Origin of the sequence: Peptoniphilus sp. oral taxon 836 str. F0141, from assembly GCF_000179335.1 — a bacterium.
Lineage (GTDB): Bacteria > Bacillota > Clostridia > Tissierellales > Peptoniphilaceae > Peptoniphilus_A > Peptoniphilus_A lacrimalis.
Map to the genome: position 1 here is coordinate 1 of NZ_AEAA01000121.1, position 17928 is coordinate 17928.

Below are 17928 nucleotides of genomic sequence, written 5' to 3' on the forward strand. Positions count from 1 at the left end.
GCCACCTTGTGAATGAGCGTTTTGAAATGATAGAATAGAAAAAGCCGACTACTGAATTAATTTTTGTTGTTTCAGTATGTCGGCTTAATTGTTACTTTCATTTCAAATTTTAAAAGTCAAGGGCGAGCGTTAGCGAGTTTATTTACCCTTGACTTTTAAAAAGCGAATGGTTGTTGCTCCCTGCAAGGGTTTGGCTCCGCAGGACGCAAGCACCCTTTAGGGTGTATAATTGCGCCCTTAGAAAATCTAAGGGATATTTGATTATTTTATTTTTCTTAATTTTCTCTCATTATTTTTAGTGTTTCTTTGAATTCTTTTGTCTTTGTTGCTTCTTCTAGTAGGATTTTTATTTCTTCATCTGTTAGTTCTTCTGCATTTTCTATAAGGCTTTCTAATATTGCTCCTCTAGTTATTAGCCTATGAGTTCTTTCTTTTCTTCTTTTTATTATGTCTTGTTTTAATATCTTCTTTTCTTGATTTTTTAGTTGCCTTAATCTTTCTTCTGTATCATCAATTTTATCTTTTATTTCTTTTGACTCTTGTCTTATTTGATCTAAATTTTTCATACTGATCTCCTTTCTTGTATTAAAAAAGAGATAACATTTCTGCTATCCCTTTCAAAGTTTCACTATTAAAATTTTATGTCTTTTGAAATATCATCTATGTATCTATAATGATTTTCTATTTTTTATTCTTTCTCCATTTGTTCCATTATTTTTTTATTATTTTATAATAATTTCCTCAAATTTAAGATTTAAAAAGGCTAAGTTTTTCTTACCAATATATCTTATATTGAATTAAAATTGCTACCTTAAATATCTTTCCGATTGTCGCATATACATATTATAATACTCTCCTTTTTTTGCCATCAATTGTTCATGTGAACCACTTTCTTTTATTTTACCATTTTCTAAGAAGTATATTGTATCCATTTTATATAAATTAGACAGATGATGAGATATTAATATTAGAGTCTTATCAGAGCATTTCTCCATCAATAAATCAAATATTTCACTCTCAGCAAGAGGGTCTATATTACTTAATGGTTCATCAAAAATGTATATTTTTTTGTCTTGAGAAAAAATTCTCGCTATTGCAATACGTTGCTCCTCTCCTCCCGAAAATAAAGTCCCTTTATTACTAAATTCTCTAGATATTTCTGTGAATATCCCGTTATCACAATTTTCTATCCTTTGCAACATTCTTAGTACTCGTAGCACTTCTATTACATTCCCAAAATCAACATCTTTCTCTGTTACTTCTTTCATTAAAACATTATCAATTATAGGTAACGAATACATTTTGAAATCCTGAAAAAGAACACTTATATTGTCCCTTATAATATTTATTTTTAAATCTTTATATAATTCATTTTTAAAATATAAACGACCCGATGTGGGATCATATAATCTACACAATAATTTTATTAATGTAGATTTACCTGCTCCATTTTCACCAACTATAGCAACTTTCTCTCCTTGCCTTATTTTCATATTTAGGTTTTCTATGGCATATACATTTGTTTCTGGATACATATAACTAACATTTTCTAACTGTATCTCAAGATTTTTCTCATCAACATAATCTACTTCACCATCATATACTTTTACATTGTATTCCAAAAAATTGAATAGATTTTCTAAATACAAACCATGTTCATATATTTCTGGAATAACCCTGAATAATGTGCTGATATACTCAATCAATCGCTGGTTACTGCCGGCTAGTGCTACAAAATCTCCTATAGAAATTAATTTAAAGAAAACTTTTCGTACAATATAAATTACTGTAATCAGATTAACGCCTTGAACAATCAAGTTCTGAAACACTAATACATATGAGTATTTTTTAGAAAAACTTTTAATTATTTTAATTATATTTGACAAATTATAGTTAAATTTCATTTTAATCAAAGATACGAATCCAGAGTGCATTCTTACATCCTTAGCATATTCTCTATCAGTACTAATTTTAAGAAAATAATCCACTTTTCGCTCTAATGGTGTTATTTTTTCATAAAAATCATATTGCATACTTATAGCTTTTTTATTTAAAAATAAGGACATTAATACACTTGAAAATGAAAATATAATTACAATTGGTTCCATAGTTATTATTAAACCAATAAATGCACCAATTCCTAAAATTGATGTCACAAAATTTGAAAGTGTTTCTTGAATATCTTCTATTCTTTTCTCTATCTGATCTTTAGATTTTTTAAATTCATCGTAATATTCCATTTTTTCAAAACACTCTAGCTCAAATTTAACACTCTTATCAAGCAGTAATTTTTGAAAATGACCCACTATAATTCTTTTGTTTTTAGCTATAAAAAACTGCTCTATAAATATATTTCAAATAAACAAAGTATAAATTTCTAATTATCTTTTTATATTTTCTTAAATGCTCGTAAAGCCTTATTCTATGTGCTTTCGAGTATTTTTACTGTAGGAAGATACTTCACGTTTCTTTGCATATTTCCTCATGTCTTAGCTGTCAGAAGTGGTAAATAAGTAGTAAATTCATTTGTACTACTAAGCAACAAGACGCTCCTGTTGCTTCTCTTTATTCAAGCGTTTCATTTCTGCCATTGCAGAATCGAATGTTGCATGTGCGTAATAGTTCAGCGTCATGGCTATATTAGCATGTCCCATAATGTACTGTAATGCCTTTGGATTCATTCCTGCATTTGCATAGTTGGTACAGAATGTATGTCGCAAACTATGTGGAGTGATGTGTGGCAATTTATCCTCGTTATACTTATTGTATTTCTTAACAAGACCTTTCATCATGCCGTTGTAATCACTTGCCACTTTTGGATAGTTCTTTCTATTAAGAAAGAGGAAATCACTATATCCATCAATCTCAACACGCTTATCATTCTTTCGATTCGCTAACACTCGCTTAAATGCTTGATAGGCTTCTTCAACCATAGGAACTTGACGTTCGCCACTTTTGGTCTTTGGTGTTTCAATGTAGTACCCAATTTCAGTATCTCTCAATAGCTGATGGTCTATATTGACAAGACGATTCTCAAAATCTAAATCTGGAAGTGTCAAACCACCAAACTCTGAAATACGAAGACCTGTTTTTAAGAGTATCAGAATTTCATCATAATTTTTGCTGTAGGTTTTATCAGCTTTTGCAAAGGCTAACAGTTTTTCTTCCTGTTCTTCTGTTAGTACGGTCTTAGGGACAGTATCATCATCAAGAACTGCTTTCAGTTGAAAGTCAAATGGATTCTTCCGAACACAATCATCTTGTATAGCAATATAGAATGAAGCCTTTAAAGAACGTTTGTAGTTATTGATGGTTTGATAAGCATAACCATTTTCACTCATTCTAATAGCCCATTCTTTAGCGTCTGATGGCTTAATACTGTCAATACTTCTTACACCTAACTTGTCTTTCTTCAAAATATCCATAAGATATTTGCGTCCAGTTTCAGTGTTTTTTCTAACCTTTGGTCTTTGAGCGTTCTGTTTTGCGTAAAGCTGGCAGAGTGTCATTTTCTTTCCTACAACATCAATACCATCATGAATGTCTTTCTGTAACTCTGCGATTTTCTCTCTAAGTGAGATACAATCACGCTTTCCTGCTGGTACTCGGTCTGTAGCCACAAGTTTCCACGAGTAAACAAATTGCGGTTCTCCAAATGAATCTATATATTTGTATAAGTATCTTCCGTCTTTTCGTTGGCTCTCTCCAGTCTTTAAGATTCGACCTTTATTGTCACGTCTTTTTTCTGACATGGCATTTGCTCCTTTCCTTTATGGAAAGAGCCTTGATACGACTTAATACTATTTTATCATATACAAGACCCTTTGGCGACGCTAGATTGCGTCCAATGTATCTATAATTTTTTCAAATTGTTTTCGTTTAATCTGAATACGATTGCCATTCATAATCAGCCAATTTGCATTTTTATTTTCCTCTGCCAAGCGTCGTAGCTTGTTTTCGCCAATACGAAAATATTTTGACGCTTCTTCAATGGTTAGGGTATAACGTTCCCAAATAGGAATGTCAGTCTGCTTCATAAAATCCTCCTTTCCAAATCACTTATTTGGATTTCATAAAAGTTGTTTTACCAGCAATCGAACAGCTTTAGCAAAGCTCACGGGAGTTCCACCCCTGCATGGTTCTCATGTAGCCATACTCATTGCCTGCGACGGTTTTATCACGCTCGGACTATTGACTGTATGGGAGTATCATTATCACGATAAGAATGTCGTTGCAGGCAATCCTGCTAAAGATTGCTTCTCGGATCACTAACATGAATCGCTCGCTATCTTTATAAGATAGGTCATGGCGGTTAGTTCCGTTGGCTCTTTTCTTATCGAAACGTATTCGATTACTTTTATTCAGTTTTCAAAGAACAATGGCTCGTTAGCCTATCAAAACACATTGAAAGCTCAATATGCTTTGGTGGAATAACAAACCTCCCTGTTCGGGAAGCGTGGAATGGTTTAGCACGCTTCCACGAAAGGAGAGAGGATATTACTTAATTTCAAATGACAAAATCTTTGTAATCAGTCTGGTTTCCATTCTTCCACGTAAGACTTCATCAACGACCATACTTTGATTGCCATATTCATCTTTCATAAGTCGTAGGGAACGCTTCGTTATGTACCCTCTGTAATGATGTAGAATCTGGTTAATCGCTTCGGTATCGCCATCTGTTGCCTTTACAATGAGAGGAAAGGGAATCATAGGATATTGTGTTTTCATTCTTCAAATTCCTCCATAAACTTTTTAATTAAGGCTAGTCCACTGGTTCTATGCCGATAGACAGTAGAACGGTTCAATTTCAACAGGTCTGCAATTTCTGAATCGCTCATGTCCATAAAGTAAAACAGCAGTAGAATTTCACGTTTCTTGTCTGGCAACTCACGTAATGCTTCACTCAACAAATCATTTTCAACGCCTACTGATAACCCATTGAGTGTAAAAATCTGAAAGTCAGTTGAATAGTTATCTGTTGTCGCAAACTGGCTAACAAGATAATCGCCAACATCCGAAAAGGACACCTCACGCTTTGCAATCCTTGAAAGATAAAGCATATAATTCTTTCGCTCGTCTTCCATAGCACGTTTACAGATATAGTCAAACTGATTTTCTATTGTGGTCTGAAAAGAAGATGGTTTCATGTTTCTCACCCCCTTTCTGTCTAGGAAAGGAAGTGAGCCTTGCTCGTTTATCTCCTTTCACTCTTAGTCCCAATGTGAAAGGGGGATTTGTTGCATTACTGATAAATAAACTTTGTAAAAAAGTTCTGAATAGCCAAAAAAGCATATAAACAGATTTATTTCTCTGTTTACATGCTTCTGTTATTCTATCTATATGATTTATAAAACCACATTGGTGGACGTACTTATCTATTGCAGATAGACGACTTTTTTTGACAAGAACCCAATGTAAGGAAATTTATTGTATATGATGTACTTCATGGCGACGTTGACCTCCAACAAACCGCCATTTGGAAGTAATATACAATATTTTAACAGCGTAAATAGCACTACCATATAACGGTTTTTTTTATTGGCGTTTAGTAGTGCTTTTTATTAAATATAAACCTATAAACCATATAACACGTTTTTCTATACCTGTTTTTAATTCAGTAGGAACAATAAAATGTATAGAGGTGGTCTACTATGCGTAAAAAAGAAGATAAATATGATTTTAGAGCCTTTGGTTTAGCCATTAAAGAAGCTCGATTGAAACGAGGTTTAACTCGTGAACAAGTGGGAGCATTGATTGAAATTGACCCACGGTACTTAACTAATATTGAAAATAAAGGGCAACACCCCAGCATACAAGTTCTTTATGACCTTGTATCGTTACTTCATGTTTCCGTTGATGAATTTTTCTTACCTGCTAATAACTTGGTAAAAAGCACCCGACGATTACAGATAGAGAAATACATGGATAGCTTTACAGACAAAGAACTATCCTTAATGGAATCTTTAGCCAGCGGTATCAACGAAGCAAGAAACATCGAAGACTAATTAAAAGAATCCATACATAACGGAAAGAGCCGATAAAATGAGATTGTATTAATCTCATTTTATCGGCTCTGCGTCTTTGCGTCTGGCTCTGTAATCACAGTTACTTTGAACTGCTTTATTTCAATTAAATTTTCTTGTCTGCATTTCGGACAATAGAGGAGGAATTTTTTTAATTCAGTATCTTCCCTTATCTTTAATCGTGTTTTATTTCCACATACAGGACACAATATCCACTTGTAGTTTATAATAACTATCTCCTCCTTTACACTTTAATTCAAATCTTTATTAAAAAATATTTCATCTTATTTAACAAGAAACCATATTTATATAACAACATAAAATACACTAAGTTATTTTATTGAACATATATCGTACTTTATCTATCCGACTATTTGGACGACGGGGCTGGCAAACAGGTTCACCGGTAGTAACATGGTACCCTTTTAACTCTGTTAAACAAACACTACGTCCATTTGTAAAGAAAGTTAAATCACTACGATATTCTTGAATACACCGAGCAGGGATTTCTCCACTAAGAATGACCTCATTATTTTTCAATTGAGTGTCTACGATGTTCGCACAATATTTAGGAGCATCGTTGTATGCTCGTGAAAGATATTCCTGTGGCGCATAAATTTTAAAACTAAGATATGGCTCTAACAATTCTGTTCCAGCTTTTTTTAAGACTTGTTCCAATACAATAGGAGCAAGCATCCGAAAATCTGCTGGAGTACTAACAGGGCTATAGTATAAACCGTACTTAAAACAGATTTTACAATCCGTCACATTCCAACCATATAATCCTTGTTCGCAACCATAGCGTATCCCTTCCATAACTGCATTTTGAAATGATTGATTTAAGTATCCAAGAGAAACCGAGCTCTCATACTGCATTCCACTTCCCAACGGAAGCGGTGATACAGATAAACCAATGGAAGCCCAGAAAGGATTTGGCGGCACTTCGATGTGAATGGTATATTCTGCATTTTTTAACGGTCTCTCCATATAAATGACTGTAGGCTCTTTTAGTTCTATCTCCACATGATACTTTTCTTGCAACAGTGCACTAATCACTTCCATTTGTACTTTCCCTAAGAAAGAAAGTATAATTTCATGTGTCGTAGAATCCACGTAATATCGTAGAAGCGGATCACTATCTGAGATTTCCAAAAGGGCATCAAGCAACATTTCTCTCTGTTCAGGTTTACTCGGTTCAACAGTTGTTTGTAGTAGAGGGTGCGGATTTTCAATCTTTTTTCTCTGTGGCAATAGTTTTGTATCTCCAAGAACACTATTTAACTTCAAAAACTCATTTTGCAAAATAACAATTTCTCCAGAATAAGCTCTATCAATCTTACATAATTCACCATTTATTGAAGTATACATTTCTGTAACTTTTATTTTTTCTTTTTCTGATACTCTAACCGAATCTCGTAAATGTAGTACTCCACTATAAAGGCGTATATATGCAAGACGTTGTCTTTTTTTTGTATATTCAATTTTGAAAACATTTCCGCAAAGTTCAGACGGACCTCGATGTGTTGATGAATAAAATTTATTAGTAATAACTTCTATAAGGTTATCAATCCCTATATTACTTTTTGCACTTCCATGATAAAGAGGGAACAGAGAACAATTCTGAAATCTTATGCTTTCCTCTTGTTCGAGTTCCAATGCTTCTAATGATTTACCGGACATATATTTCTCTAAAAGGTCATCGTTTCCCTCTATTACCGTATCCCATTGTTCAGATTCGGTAAAGTTCGTCACACACATATTAGGATACAGTTCTACCTTCTGTTTGATTACAATTTCGGCAGAAAGTTTCTCTTTAATATCCTGATAAACCGTTGATAAATCAATTCCATTTTGGTCAATCTTATTGATAAAAAAGATTGTGGGAATCCCCATTTTCCTAAGTGCATGAAATAATATACGAGTTTGTGCTTGTACGCCATCTTTTGCAGAAATCAGTAGAATTGCCCCATCTAAAACTGATAATGAACGATATACTTCTGCTAAGAAATCCATATGTCCTGGCGTGTCTATGATGTTCACCTTCGTATTTTCCCACTGAAAAGAGGTTATTCCTGTCTGAATTGTAATTCCTCTCTGACGTTCTAAAAGCGTATTATCCGTCCTCGTTGTACCTTTGTCCACGCTTCCTAATTCTGTAATCGCTCCACTGTTATATAATAAGCTTTCTGTTAAGGTAGTTTTTCCTGCATCAACATGAGCTAAAACTCCAATATTAATAATTTTCATGTGATTTTCCTCCATTCAAAAACCCAAAAGGGCATAAAAATCCCAGTGATAAATACTTTTATCACTGGGATTTTTATGCATAACCATAGGTATACAAAGCATACAGATATTCTCTGGATACTTTAGAATCACATGATAAAGGTATTCTTAAACTGGGTACAAAAAACTAAGCCCTCCTAAAAAAGGACATCTAATTATTTGTTCCCGCTATCAAATTGACAGTTTATTTAAGAATACCTTGCCGCATATTTATTAACTCCTTTTAAATAGTCACTTAAATAATAGCACGTAAGAGCATATTTGTAAAGGAATCTCCAATTTTTTATCAAAGAGAGTACGTGATTACAAAATAGCTGTAATAATGTACCAATATTTGTTATTCTATAATCTTCCAATTACTCCCGTTCTTTTCAAGTACCAAATCAAATTGAGATACCTGCGTTGCTTTGGTCTGCTGGTCGATATACTCCACTGTCAGCGATACCGTGACTTGATTATCCTTACGATTGTGAATAGGATTTACCAGTTCTTGAAAGATGTACTCTTTTCCGATTGGTTTTAATATCCCGTCATTCACATAGTAGGAAAGTTCACTGGCTGTCGCTGTAGGATAGAGCTTGAAGAACGTCGTTAAAAACTCATTGATTTCATTGGTTGTAATGGAATCAACCGTCCCCTCACTTTCAATGGCTTTTGGTTTATAACTTGATTTCTTAGGTATGTTGGTAATGGTCGGATTCTTAACCAGTACCATATTTCCAGAACCATCTACATAGACACTCACTATATAAGCAGAGTGGACGGTCTTTGTATTTTCTCCCTCTGTAATGAGCTGGTCTACACTGTAGGTTACATTAAACTCATTGTCGCCAGTTGGCTCTACCGTCCATATCTGAAATCCTCTTACAGAAGACGATACAGGAATATCTTTGCGTACTGTATCAACATTGAGAGCTTGAAGTTCATCTGTCAGATAGCCTTTTAGACTTTCCATTCGATTATCAATGGACTTATCGGATTGCTCCCATGAATAGTAGACTTTCGCAAAGTTCTCTACAAAATTTTCTACATGATGAGTATCAACGTATTCCTTTTCTATGATAGTTGTTTCGTGAATAGTATGAGTATCTATAGCTGTAAAGTGCTTGAATATCGCAAAGCTGAAACTAAGCCCTAAAAGTACCCACAAGGCAATCACAACCTTTTTATGAGGATTGACCTTATAGTAGACACGAGGTTTCTTTTCCTTTGGTATCTGTTTTTCTTTATTCTGATTTTTTCTAAATTTCATCATTAAATCTTCCTTTCTCATTGTTTGATTCGTCCTGCTCCCACTAAATGCTGTTGCCAGTAGGGGCTTGTTAAGTCGGCATAACCGATTGGGTCGCCTGCATGAAACATACGGTTATTGCCAAGGTATATCCCAACATGAGTAATATAAGAGCCAGCGTTATAGGTAGAATGAAAGAAAACCAAATCGCCAGCTTGTGCTTCCGATAGTGGGATATGCTGGGTCACATCATATTGCTGTTGTGCGGTTCGTGGTAAGTTAATTCCAGCTTTTCCATACGTCCATTGTGTCAGTCCGCTACAATCAAAAGAAGTAGTCGGGGAAGCTCCACCGTAAACGTATCGCCAGCCCTCATATTTCAGTGCTTCGTCCATGATGGCTTGTACCGTATCATCATCAAACTCTGTTGTGACAAGATACTGCGTTACCAGTTGCACATAAAACATATTGCCATAGTTGTATCGCCAGCCCCCATTGATAGGTATGGCTATGGGATTGGGGTAAGACACTTTTTCGCCACCTGAATACTCTTTTGAGAAACTTTGAGCCAGTTCAAAGGTATATTTATTTCCACGATTAGCCACATACCCTAAGAAACCACCACCATAATTGTAGGACTGGATAACCGATTCTAAATCTACACTGAGCCTTTCGCTACTGGCTAATAATTCACTGAAATACTTCACACCTTGCTTAATGGATTCTTCTGTACTCAATGAATTAGGTGGAAGACCGAGGGATTCCGAGGACTGCATAACATCTTCCGCAGTACCGCCCGATTCCACCTGTATAATCGCAAGAAGTATGTTGACATATTCTTCAACGCCATATTCTTTGGCATATTTTTCTACCATAGGCTTATGAGCCAGCACTTCTGCGGAAACATTCACACCTCCATAATGAATATTGGAAATTCCGCTGTCCTGTTCATCTGAAAATAAAATGGCAACAAACAGAAGCAGTGAGAAGACCATCAAGAATAATCCAGAACCACCAATCACTAAAGTTTTCAACTTCATGGTTTCTTACCGACTTTCTTAATGGTGGCGGTTTTGATTGGTGGTCTACTTCTTGTATTTTGTAGTGGTACTCTTTGAACAGTAGACGGACGTTCTTTTGTGATTGGACGTTGTGAAGTTCTATCTGCTGTAGTGGTTGAAGTTGCTGGCTTTTGAACGGTTTTTTCTTGAACGGTATTGCCTTGGCGTTCCACTTTTGGACTTGAAAAATCGGACTTAACTGCTGGACGCTCTTGTTTGGCTTGTTGAGATTCCTTATATGAAGTCTGAATATTAGACTGTTTTGAGGTCTGTTCATCATGATATTGTTCTTGTCTTGTAGTCGGTCTTTCATGAACAGAAGAAGCAGGCTGTTTTTTCTGTTTGACCTGTTCCATTTCAGAGCGACGCTTCGCAATGGTTTTTCGCCTTTGTTCCTGCTGTTCCTTGCGTCCACTGGCTCTGTCCGCTTTGGTTTGAGAAATACTACTGGTTAAATCACGGACATTCTCTTTTACTTTGGATTTTCCTTGATATACTGCATATCTTGCATTGGTCGGCAAATCTTTAACCTGTTCTTTCAAACCACTAGCAGTGTCTACCATTCTGTCTTTGGTATCAGCTACTGTACCGATGGTTTGACCGATACGTTTTCCAAGTGTTGATTTTTCCTTTCCGTCTGGTCGGGAGTGATCTGCTTGTGTCCTTGCAGAACTCCCCGAACCCGACTGTCCTTTTTTACCTGTAACAATGGCAGACCCAGCCCCTAGAGTAGTCATGGAACGTCCAAGTTTCCGCTGTAGACGGTGCATGTGAGCGTGCATAAGCATACGAGGTTTTCTCATCACACGACTTCCCACACTTTGAGAATCGTTACTCTGTAGAGAAAACATACTCATTAAATCGCCCAGCTTGAAGTAGATTCCTGCAAAGGTCACAATCTGTAGAAAAGCAATCAAAAAGAACGGATAACCAGCCGATAAGGTATAGAGCATGGTTGAAATACTAAATGCTGTCGTAATAATCAATGTGATTCCAGCTCGTGTCAAAATGGTATTAAAGAGCTTTGTTATGGCTCGTTTTGACATACCATCAAATGATGGAATCATGCTTAAAATAAAGCTCACAGGCAGAAACATAGCATAGATGATAAAAAGTACCTGCGAGAAAATCATGATTCCTGTTAATAGGAATACAAATATGGAAATCCCAATATTGAAGACAAATAGGAAGAAGACTGTACCTAAACGGTTAATGGTCTTTGTAATGGTTAGATTGGTATTGCTTCTGTCTTCAATTTCTTCCGCAACAATTTTTTCTCTGTCTTCGCCATTGTTGGAATCTGGGCTGGTGGAGAGCAGGCTTTCCACACGGTCAATACCGATACTTTCAATGTCTGAACTGTTGTATTGAAGCAGTAGCCACGGTTGCTGAACCTGTATGGAAAACAGGCTATCTCTGATTAAGTCCACGCTGTCCTTGCCTTGACTATCGGAATGGGGCATGACAATCTTCGTGCCAAGTGATAAACTGGCATTACTGATGTCTGATGAAAAGTCATTGATTTTTTTAATGTAGTCGGGAGCGTAGGCAATAAAGGAAGCCGATAGGATAAACACCAGCACAAAATTCATAATGGCATGAATTGCCTTTGTGGTTTCTCTCTTTATCAGTCCCGTATAGGCAACATAAACCCCAAGAACCAAAATCAAGAGTAAGAGGAATCCAACATAGAAACCCTCTGTTGAAAATCCGTTTGCACTCACACCAGCTAAGGTCTGCATATTCTTACCAATGGAATCTGCTGTAGCGGAAATGAAGTCTAAGGAATAGGCTTCCTGTACTAAGTAACCTGTCGCATTGGAAACATACAAACTGATTGTCCAAATAAAATTGGTAATGGCATATAGTCCATACATGACCTGTTTTCCAATCCCGTCCGACCAGTTCCACGGAAGCCAGCCCCAGCTATTATCCACATAAAAATCCAGTTGATAGTTTTCAAGTGGGTATCGGCTGTATTCATTTGCCACATTGACCGTATCATCTACCAAGCCCGCAGCTTGAACCACCGTTCCCAGCATGGCTAAAAGAAAAATGGCAATCACAAGTGTGAAAGCCACTGTCATTGCCACTTTACCTAGACGTTTCAGCGTCCAGTTTGATTTTATTCTGTTTACTATTGATGGTTTCACATTTACACCTCTTTTCGCACAGGTGGTCTGGTATCAAAGGCATGGAGCAGTTCTTCAAATACAGGGTGGAACTGTATCACACCGACACGACCATATAAATCACTGATAAGGCATTGCCCGTTTTCCAAATCACGCAATCGCTTCTGATTGTTTTCGTCCTCTGGGTCTACACCAAAAAAGGCTAAGGTCTTTTTAATCTCGTTAAGGTCAGTGGAACGAAATGCAAATTTTAAGCCGAGGTTATTTTTCAGTTTTTCATCTAAGAGGTCGTCTGTATTTTGGGTCACGAAATATACCCCAGCGTTCATAGCACGACCAGCCCGAACCAGCTTCATAGATAGTGTTTTTCCTTGTGCTACCTGTAAAAAGCTCCATGCTTCGTCTAAATCTACAATCTTGAAAATGCTTCGGTCTGTATGGATAAAGTCTAAAGCAAAGGTACTAATGACAATCAGCATAGCAACGGATAAAAGCTCCATAGTGGTATATTCCTCAAAGGAAGTTTCCTTGTCGGGAAGTACCAAGTCCGCAACCTGTATAATGTTCAGTTGTTTTTCTAAGCTGATAGACTGCTCCACATAACCATTACTGAATAATAAATGTGCAAAGTCATAGTCTGTAAAACTTTCGATATGGTCGGCTATACTGGTACTTAGTGGCGTATTCTCAACCCGTAATTCCTCAATCACTTTCATCAACCCTCGTACTTCACTATTGGTTACTGCACGAATGGCTTTTCTAAGGATTGGGAAGCGTTCCCCATCACGAGAGGAAATCCCCGTAAGGAATGTCAGAATATCAATAGCCAGTGATTCAGAATCTTTGGGATTTTTCATAATCACATAAGGGTCAAGTAAGCCTTTGTTTTTCTCATCAGAAGTCAGAGTGACGATATTGATTTCATGGGAAATCTCTGGCAAGGTTTCTTTCCATCTGCCACGTTCTGCTTTTGGGTCTACAATCACTGCTTGTGCCCCATAAAGCACCGCATAATAGACGATAAGGTTATTCGCAAAGGATTTACCACCACCCAGCGAACCAACAAAAGCCGACGCTAACGCATTGGTTACTGAACCCTTAACCCCTTGACTGGCAAGAGCAGGTTTCAGATAGACATTGCGTCCAGTATCTAAGCTGTAGCCAACATAAATCCCCTCATTTTCCCCCAGCATTTGAGTAGCACCAAAACCTAAACCAGCGAGGAAATCAGAGGTCACGTATTGAATATAATCATTCATATAACGCTTGCTGGCAGGTAAAAATTCTTCATGTAAGCCGAGCATATCCCCAAATGGTCGTACCAGTTTTACGCTTAAATCGTCATAAAAATCTTTCACTTCATTACAACGACGTTTGAGTTCGTCAAGATCATTTGCTGATACCCTTACCACATAAGACAGCTTGTACATAGATTCCTTGCTTTGGTCTAAATTGGTTTCCAGCTCATTCACACTTTCCAGAGCTTCCGCCACATTGGAGCTGGTTTCATTATCACTTTGCCAAGCGTGGTTATCCAAGTCTTTCAGTTCTTTCTTTTTATTGCGGACAGTAGATAGGGCTTTACGATTCGCTACAATTTCCACATTCATTGACGTATCAATCGGGAATGTAAATTGCTGTTGCTGGTAGTAGAAGATTTCAGAGGACGGGAAGTCCAGTTCTCCGACAATGCTGTTAATGGTAAAGTAAGCTACATAGACGGTTTCATCTTCCTGCTGGATTTTCAAATATCGCTGTTTTTCTTCCACCAAACAGCGAGTAGGCTTAATCAAGTCATAGTATTTAATCAGCGTTTCATTATCCAGCTTTTTCTTTGATAGATGGTACTCATACTCTTCATAGGCAGTGCCTGTCTGTCCGTAAAGGTGTTCAATCAGATAGCCGAAGTCGTCCTTATCTAACCTGCGGATTTTGAAACGACGAGAGATTTTATTTTCTAAGAGCTTTTCCATCTTCTGAAAACGCAGGATTTCATCATTACTCATACTAACAAAATCGCCCATCAGCTTATGGTTCACATCATAGACAAAATCAGACAAAGCATTTTTTGCTTCAACGGTAAGACTTTTCATAGAAAACTCCTGATCGTTGAGAAGCAACTTAAAGCCGATAAAGAAACGGTAGTTCACTTGATTTTCGCCAATCATGGATATTAAAGCGTCTGTCTGTTGGTCGATTTTGTCATAGGCAACCGCTTTGAGCTTGCCAGTGACTTCATTTTTGGAACGCTCTTGTGCAGAACGTATGCTGGATTCTGTACTGATTTGTAAAGCATGAATTTTGCCATCACGATTTTGTGCGATAAGCTGTCTGAAAGAATCATGCACTTGTATTTTCTGTTCTGGACTTAGAAATGAGTAATTGTAAGGAACAAGCTCATAGTAAGCATAACATTCCCCGTCTTTATTCCAGACGAGATTGTTTTCAATGTATTTAATTGGATATGCCATAAAATTCACTCCTAACTGCTGTAATGGCTTCTTGTGGCTGGTTTCTGCCAAGCGTTACTTTTTTTCCTGCATAGGTCAGCTTTGGTCGCAGTGCATAAGCAATGACAGACTTCAAAAATCCATAAGGCTTTTTACCATCAAAAGTTTTTGTAGACATAAACCATGTGAAAGCCACAGGAATCCCAAAGTATTTGAGAAATGCTCCCTCTATCATGGAAAGAGGGGGCAAGTTGCCAAGTATCATCACTGCAAAGAGTGACACGACAAACCATGTCATTTGCGTAAAGGTTATGGGAAACGGAAGTCTAAAATCATTGATAGAATACAGTACCTTTTCCACAGACCAGATACTGGTATAGCTTCGTATTTTCTTCATGTAATCAATCCTTTCATAAAAAATAGGGGTAGCTGATTGAGCCACCCCGTAAAATAGAAAATCTGCCAGTAGTAATGTACCGACAGATTTAATAGACGATTTCAAAAATCCCATGATTGGTTGAGATAAACGTTCCTGAAAGGTCTAAATCCCGACCATAGGCTTGATAATCAATATAGTTTTGAAGACTAGCTGGTACTTCGCCTAAAGCACCCGTTTCTTCAATGTAGTAGCGTGCCACGTCATACATATCATCACAATCGGAATGAATGATAATATCCTCTTGATGTTCGCTTAGTTCTTCAATGCTTGAAAAATGAGTGAGCAGAGCAGATAGCTCCGATTGTAATTCTTCGGGTAATTCCGATACCATTTCCCATAGTCGATTGAGTTCGCCAATGGAAGTGTATTCGTCAACCGTAAAGGGTAACTCGTAGTCATGAATGGCGTATTCCTCATATTCATCATTCAAGCCGATTTTCTCTTTGACTTCCTCAAAGTCAATGGGAAAGGTAAACCACGCACCGACCAATTCGCCCTCATTGTATTTGCCTAAATTCGCAATATAGACTTGCATATCGTCCATATATTCACGTCCTTTCTTTGTAGAGATTCAAAAATCCCTACCGCACTTCGTTTGGTGTACCATTCCTTTGCGGAACATAAGAAAACCACTTATATTCCACAAAAGAACGGTTTTATTTAAGCACCAATAATGCGATTGAATAGCTCTAGTAAAATGTCTTTTACTCCAGCAGCGTTGAAGACTAAGCCAACCGCAATAATCGCAATAATTAAAAAGCCAATCAGTTTGCTAAACTCACGCTTGAAGCCAAGATACAAGCCAATCACAACGATTGCTAAAAGCACCAGTGATTGAGCGTTTGATAGAAACCAGTTATAAAGGTTTTGTCCAAAATTCATAAAAATGTTCTCCTCTCTATATTCAATGAATTTGTATTTGAGTTATTTTTTTGTTGTTATCACGTCCTGTTCTTTTACTGACTGTTGCTTCAAAATCTGCTTGTGTCGGTCTGTCAGTTTCGCATGGTCGAGAATGTCTTTTACAACCTGCGTCTGGTTGATTTCATCAAGTTTAATCGCAACCTTTAAGGTCGGGGCAACTTGATGAGATAGCCAGTTCAGCGTCCTTTGGAAGGAGTAAGGCTCTGGTTTTGTGGTTAGTTTTAATCGTTCACGATTGTTCCCAATAAACCAAGCCCATTCTTCATTCAGTTTCCAATCAGAACGAGGTTTGGAATCGTCTTTATCTACAAAACGGATATACCGATTGATAATTTTAAAGGCGGTATGCTCTGGATTGTCATAGACGAGTAAATCACGGACTGCATAATAGGCACGCTCATTTTTCAATCGAATCTCAAAACGGTTTTTTACTTCTGCGTCTTCAATGGGAATATCATTTTTCTTGTACTGCTCGTAGTCCTTTTCATAGATACAGAAATAAACTTCACTTTGTAATGAACCGATATAGAGGGTGTTTCCCATACATTCCTTTTCCTCTTTGCGTACCAGTTCGCCACTGCGATAGCTTTTAAAACTGCGGAAGACGGAGATACATTCTTCCTGTTGGCACTTTTCAGTGAGTACAGGGATATTCAAAATCCCTGTCTTATCGTTAATGGCAAGGTCAAGGCGTTTCATCACACCGCCAGCCACCAAAACGTCCATAAAGAACTCATACCAGCTTCTTTGTTGTGCCAGAAGATAGCTTTCAAATTGTCTGCACCCACGACCTTTCAATTCCACCAGAACTCCTTTGTCCAGTTCATGGGAGCAAAGGACGAATATGTCGCCTAAAGCATAATGCTCTGAATAAGAATAGAAACCATAGTCCTCATGAAGAAAATAGGACAGTTTCAGTTGTAAGATGTTTTCGACCACCTGCTGTACGTCTGTTGTCGGAAAGCGAATCCTTACATAATCAAACAGCATTTCAAGGGGAGCGTCGGGATTGAAGCGTTCCAGAGCTTCCCAAAGGGACTGCTGTAAATCCTCTGATGGCTTGACTTTTCCTGTTTCAATATCGCTTAGATACTGCCTTGTAATACCAGTCGCAACAGCTAAACGGTTTTGAGATAGTCCATAAGCCAAGCGTTTTTCTTTTAAATGCTGTAACCAAGTTTGTTCATTCAGTAAAAATCCCTCCAATCAAAAAGGCGTATGTCAACTTTTAAAGCCCATTTGACATACGCTGAAATTTTGTAAATCCCTTGTAACCAAAGGATTTTCTAATGTTTTTTTGACTGTTTCCTGTCGATTTGTACCCCCCTGTTAGATACGGGGGGTTAAGTGCTGGCGTGGCTATTGCCACACCAGCCAGCAAG

General features: G+C 37.2%; 20 protein-coding genes. 2 read left to right on the forward strand and 18 right to left on the reverse strand.

The window, feature by feature from the left end; all coding sequences use genetic code 11:
- Window positions 1-275 precede the first annotated feature (275 nt).
- The 4 genes from HMPREF9131_RS06230 to HMPREF9131_RS06245 all read right to left on the reverse strand — a co-directional run bounded on the left by HMPREF9131_RS06230 (window position 276) and on the right by HMPREF9131_RS06245 (window position 4037).
- Entirely contained in the window at window positions 276-566 is a 291-nt protein-coding gene (locus HMPREF9131_RS06230) for a DUF3847 domain-containing protein (RefSeq protein WP_009346049.1), read from the reverse strand.
- Between the two features lie 240 nt (window positions 567-806).
- Entirely contained in the window at window positions 807-2306 is a 1500-nt protein-coding gene (locus HMPREF9131_RS06235; RefSeq protein WP_009346042.1) for an ABC transporter ATP-binding protein, read from the reverse strand.
- A gap of 228 nt (window positions 2307-2534) precedes the next feature.
- Window positions 2535-3752 carry a tyrosine-type recombinase/integrase gene (locus tag HMPREF9131_RS06240; protein WP_001291561.1) on the reverse strand — a complete coding sequence of 406 codons (1218 nt, stop codon included), beginning with the start codon at window positions 3750-3752 and terminating at the stop codon, window positions 2535-2537.
- Window positions 3753-3833: 81 nt separating this feature from the next.
- The gene (locus HMPREF9131_RS06245; RefSeq protein WP_000814511.1) at window positions 3834-4037 is read right to left on the reverse strand and encodes an excisionase; all 204 of its coding nucleotides are present in this window, start codon (window positions 4035-4037) and stop codon (window positions 3834-3836) included.
- On the opposite strand from HMPREF9131_RS06245, the gene HMPREF9131_RS08765 reads away from it, so the two are divergent.
- Window positions 4021-4272 carry a hypothetical protein gene (locus tag HMPREF9131_RS08765; RefSeq protein ID WP_001845478.1) on the forward strand — a complete coding sequence of 84 codons (252 nt, stop codon included), beginning with the start codon at window positions 4021-4023 and terminating at the stop codon, window positions 4270-4272. The genes HMPREF9131_RS06245 and HMPREF9131_RS08765 overlap by 17 nt on opposite strands.
- A gap of 225 nt (window positions 4273-4497) precedes the next feature.
- On the opposite strand, the gene HMPREF9131_RS06250 is transcribed toward HMPREF9131_RS08765, so the two are convergent.
- Both HMPREF9131_RS06250 and HMPREF9131_RS06255 read right to left on the reverse strand, forming a co-directional pair.
- A complete protein-coding gene (locus HMPREF9131_RS06250; RefSeq protein ID WP_000857133.1) occupies window positions 4498-4728 on the reverse strand; it encodes a helix-turn-helix domain-containing protein in 231 nt (76 codons plus the stop codon).
- Window positions 4725-5147 (reverse strand): sigma-70 family RNA polymerase sigma factor, encoded by a 423-nt coding sequence (locus tag HMPREF9131_RS06255; RefSeq protein ID WP_000804885.1) that lies wholly within the window; start codon window positions 5145-5147, stop codon window positions 4725-4727. The genes HMPREF9131_RS06250 and HMPREF9131_RS06255 overlap by 4 nt, the downstream gene beginning before the upstream one ends.
- 504 nt (window positions 5148-5651) lie before the next feature.
- On the opposite strand from HMPREF9131_RS06255, the gene HMPREF9131_RS06260 reads away from it, so the two are divergent.
- Window positions 5652-6005, forward strand: coding sequence for a helix-turn-helix transcriptional regulator (locus HMPREF9131_RS06260; protein ID WP_001227347.1), 354 nt, complete (start codon window positions 5652-5654; stop codon window positions 6003-6005).
- A 59-nt stretch (window positions 6006-6064) separates the two neighbouring features.
- On the opposite strand, the gene HMPREF9131_RS06265 is transcribed toward HMPREF9131_RS06260, so the two are convergent.
- From HMPREF9131_RS06265 to HMPREF9131_RS06315, 12 genes are all read right to left on the reverse strand, one after another.
- Window positions 6065-6232 carry a cysteine-rich KTR domain-containing protein gene (locus HMPREF9131_RS06265; protein WP_032459511.1) on the reverse strand — a complete coding sequence of 56 codons (168 nt, stop codon included), beginning with the start codon at window positions 6230-6232 and terminating at the stop codon, window positions 6065-6067.
- Window positions 6233-6350: 118 nt separating this feature from the next.
- Window positions 6351-8270, reverse strand: coding sequence for a tetracycline resistance ribosomal protection protein Tet(M) (gene tet(M), locus HMPREF9131_RS06270; protein WP_000691736.1), 1920 nt, complete (start codon window positions 8268-8270; stop codon window positions 6351-6353).
- Window positions 8271-8285: 15 nt separating this feature from the next.
- Window positions 8286-8402 carry a tetracycline resistance determinant leader peptide gene (locus tag HMPREF9131_RS08285; protein ID WP_001791010.1) on the reverse strand — a complete coding sequence of 39 codons (117 nt, stop codon included), beginning with the start codon at window positions 8400-8402 and terminating at the stop codon, window positions 8286-8288.
- A 244-nt stretch (window positions 8403-8646) separates the two neighbouring features.
- Window positions 8647-9582 (reverse strand): conjugal transfer protein, encoded by a 936-nt coding sequence (locus tag HMPREF9131_RS06275; RefSeq protein ID WP_001224320.1) that lies wholly within the window; start codon window positions 9580-9582, stop codon window positions 8647-8649.
- Window positions 9579-10580, reverse strand: a complete 1002-nt coding sequence (locus HMPREF9131_RS06280) for a lysozyme family protein (RefSeq protein ID WP_000769868.1) — start codon at window positions 10578-10580, stop codon at window positions 9579-9581. The genes HMPREF9131_RS06275 and HMPREF9131_RS06280 overlap by 4 nt, the downstream gene beginning before the upstream one ends.
- Window positions 10577-12754, reverse strand: a complete 2178-nt coding sequence (locus HMPREF9131_RS06285; protein ID WP_000804748.1) for a CD3337/EF1877 family mobilome membrane protein — start codon at window positions 12752-12754, stop codon at window positions 10577-10579. Before HMPREF9131_RS06285 ends, HMPREF9131_RS06280 begins: the two co-directional genes overlap by 4 nt.
- A 2-nt stretch (window positions 12755-12756) precedes the next feature.
- Entirely contained in the window at window positions 12757-15204 is a 2448-nt protein-coding gene (locus HMPREF9131_RS06290) for an ATP-binding protein (RefSeq protein ID WP_000331160.1), read from the reverse strand.
- Window positions 15188-15580, reverse strand: a complete 393-nt coding sequence (locus HMPREF9131_RS06295; protein ID WP_000723888.1) for a conjugal transfer protein — start codon at window positions 15578-15580, stop codon at window positions 15188-15190. The genes HMPREF9131_RS06290 and HMPREF9131_RS06295 overlap by 17 nt, the downstream gene beginning before the upstream one ends.
- A gap of 88 nt (window positions 15581-15668) precedes the next feature.
- Complete coding sequence (locus tag HMPREF9131_RS06300) at window positions 15669-16166, reverse strand: antirestriction protein ArdA (RefSeq protein WP_000342539.1); 498 nt, start codon at window positions 16164-16166, stop codon at window positions 15669-15671.
- 116 nt (window positions 16167-16282) lie between these two features.
- Window positions 16283-16504, reverse strand: a complete 222-nt coding sequence (locus tag HMPREF9131_RS06305) for a hypothetical protein (RefSeq protein ID WP_001009056.1) — start codon at window positions 16502-16504, stop codon at window positions 16283-16285.
- A 42-nt stretch (window positions 16505-16546) separates the two neighbouring features.
- Window positions 16547-17752, reverse strand: a complete 1206-nt coding sequence (gene mobT, locus HMPREF9131_RS06310) for a MobT family relaxase (RefSeq protein ID WP_000398284.1) — start codon at window positions 17750-17752, stop codon at window positions 16547-16549.
- Window positions 17753-17774: 22 nt separating this feature from the next.
- Entirely contained in the window at window positions 17775-17927 is a 153-nt protein-coding gene (locus HMPREF9131_RS06315) for a hypothetical protein (RefSeq protein ID WP_000879507.1), read from the reverse strand.
- Between the last annotated feature and the right edge of the window lies 1 nt (window position 17928).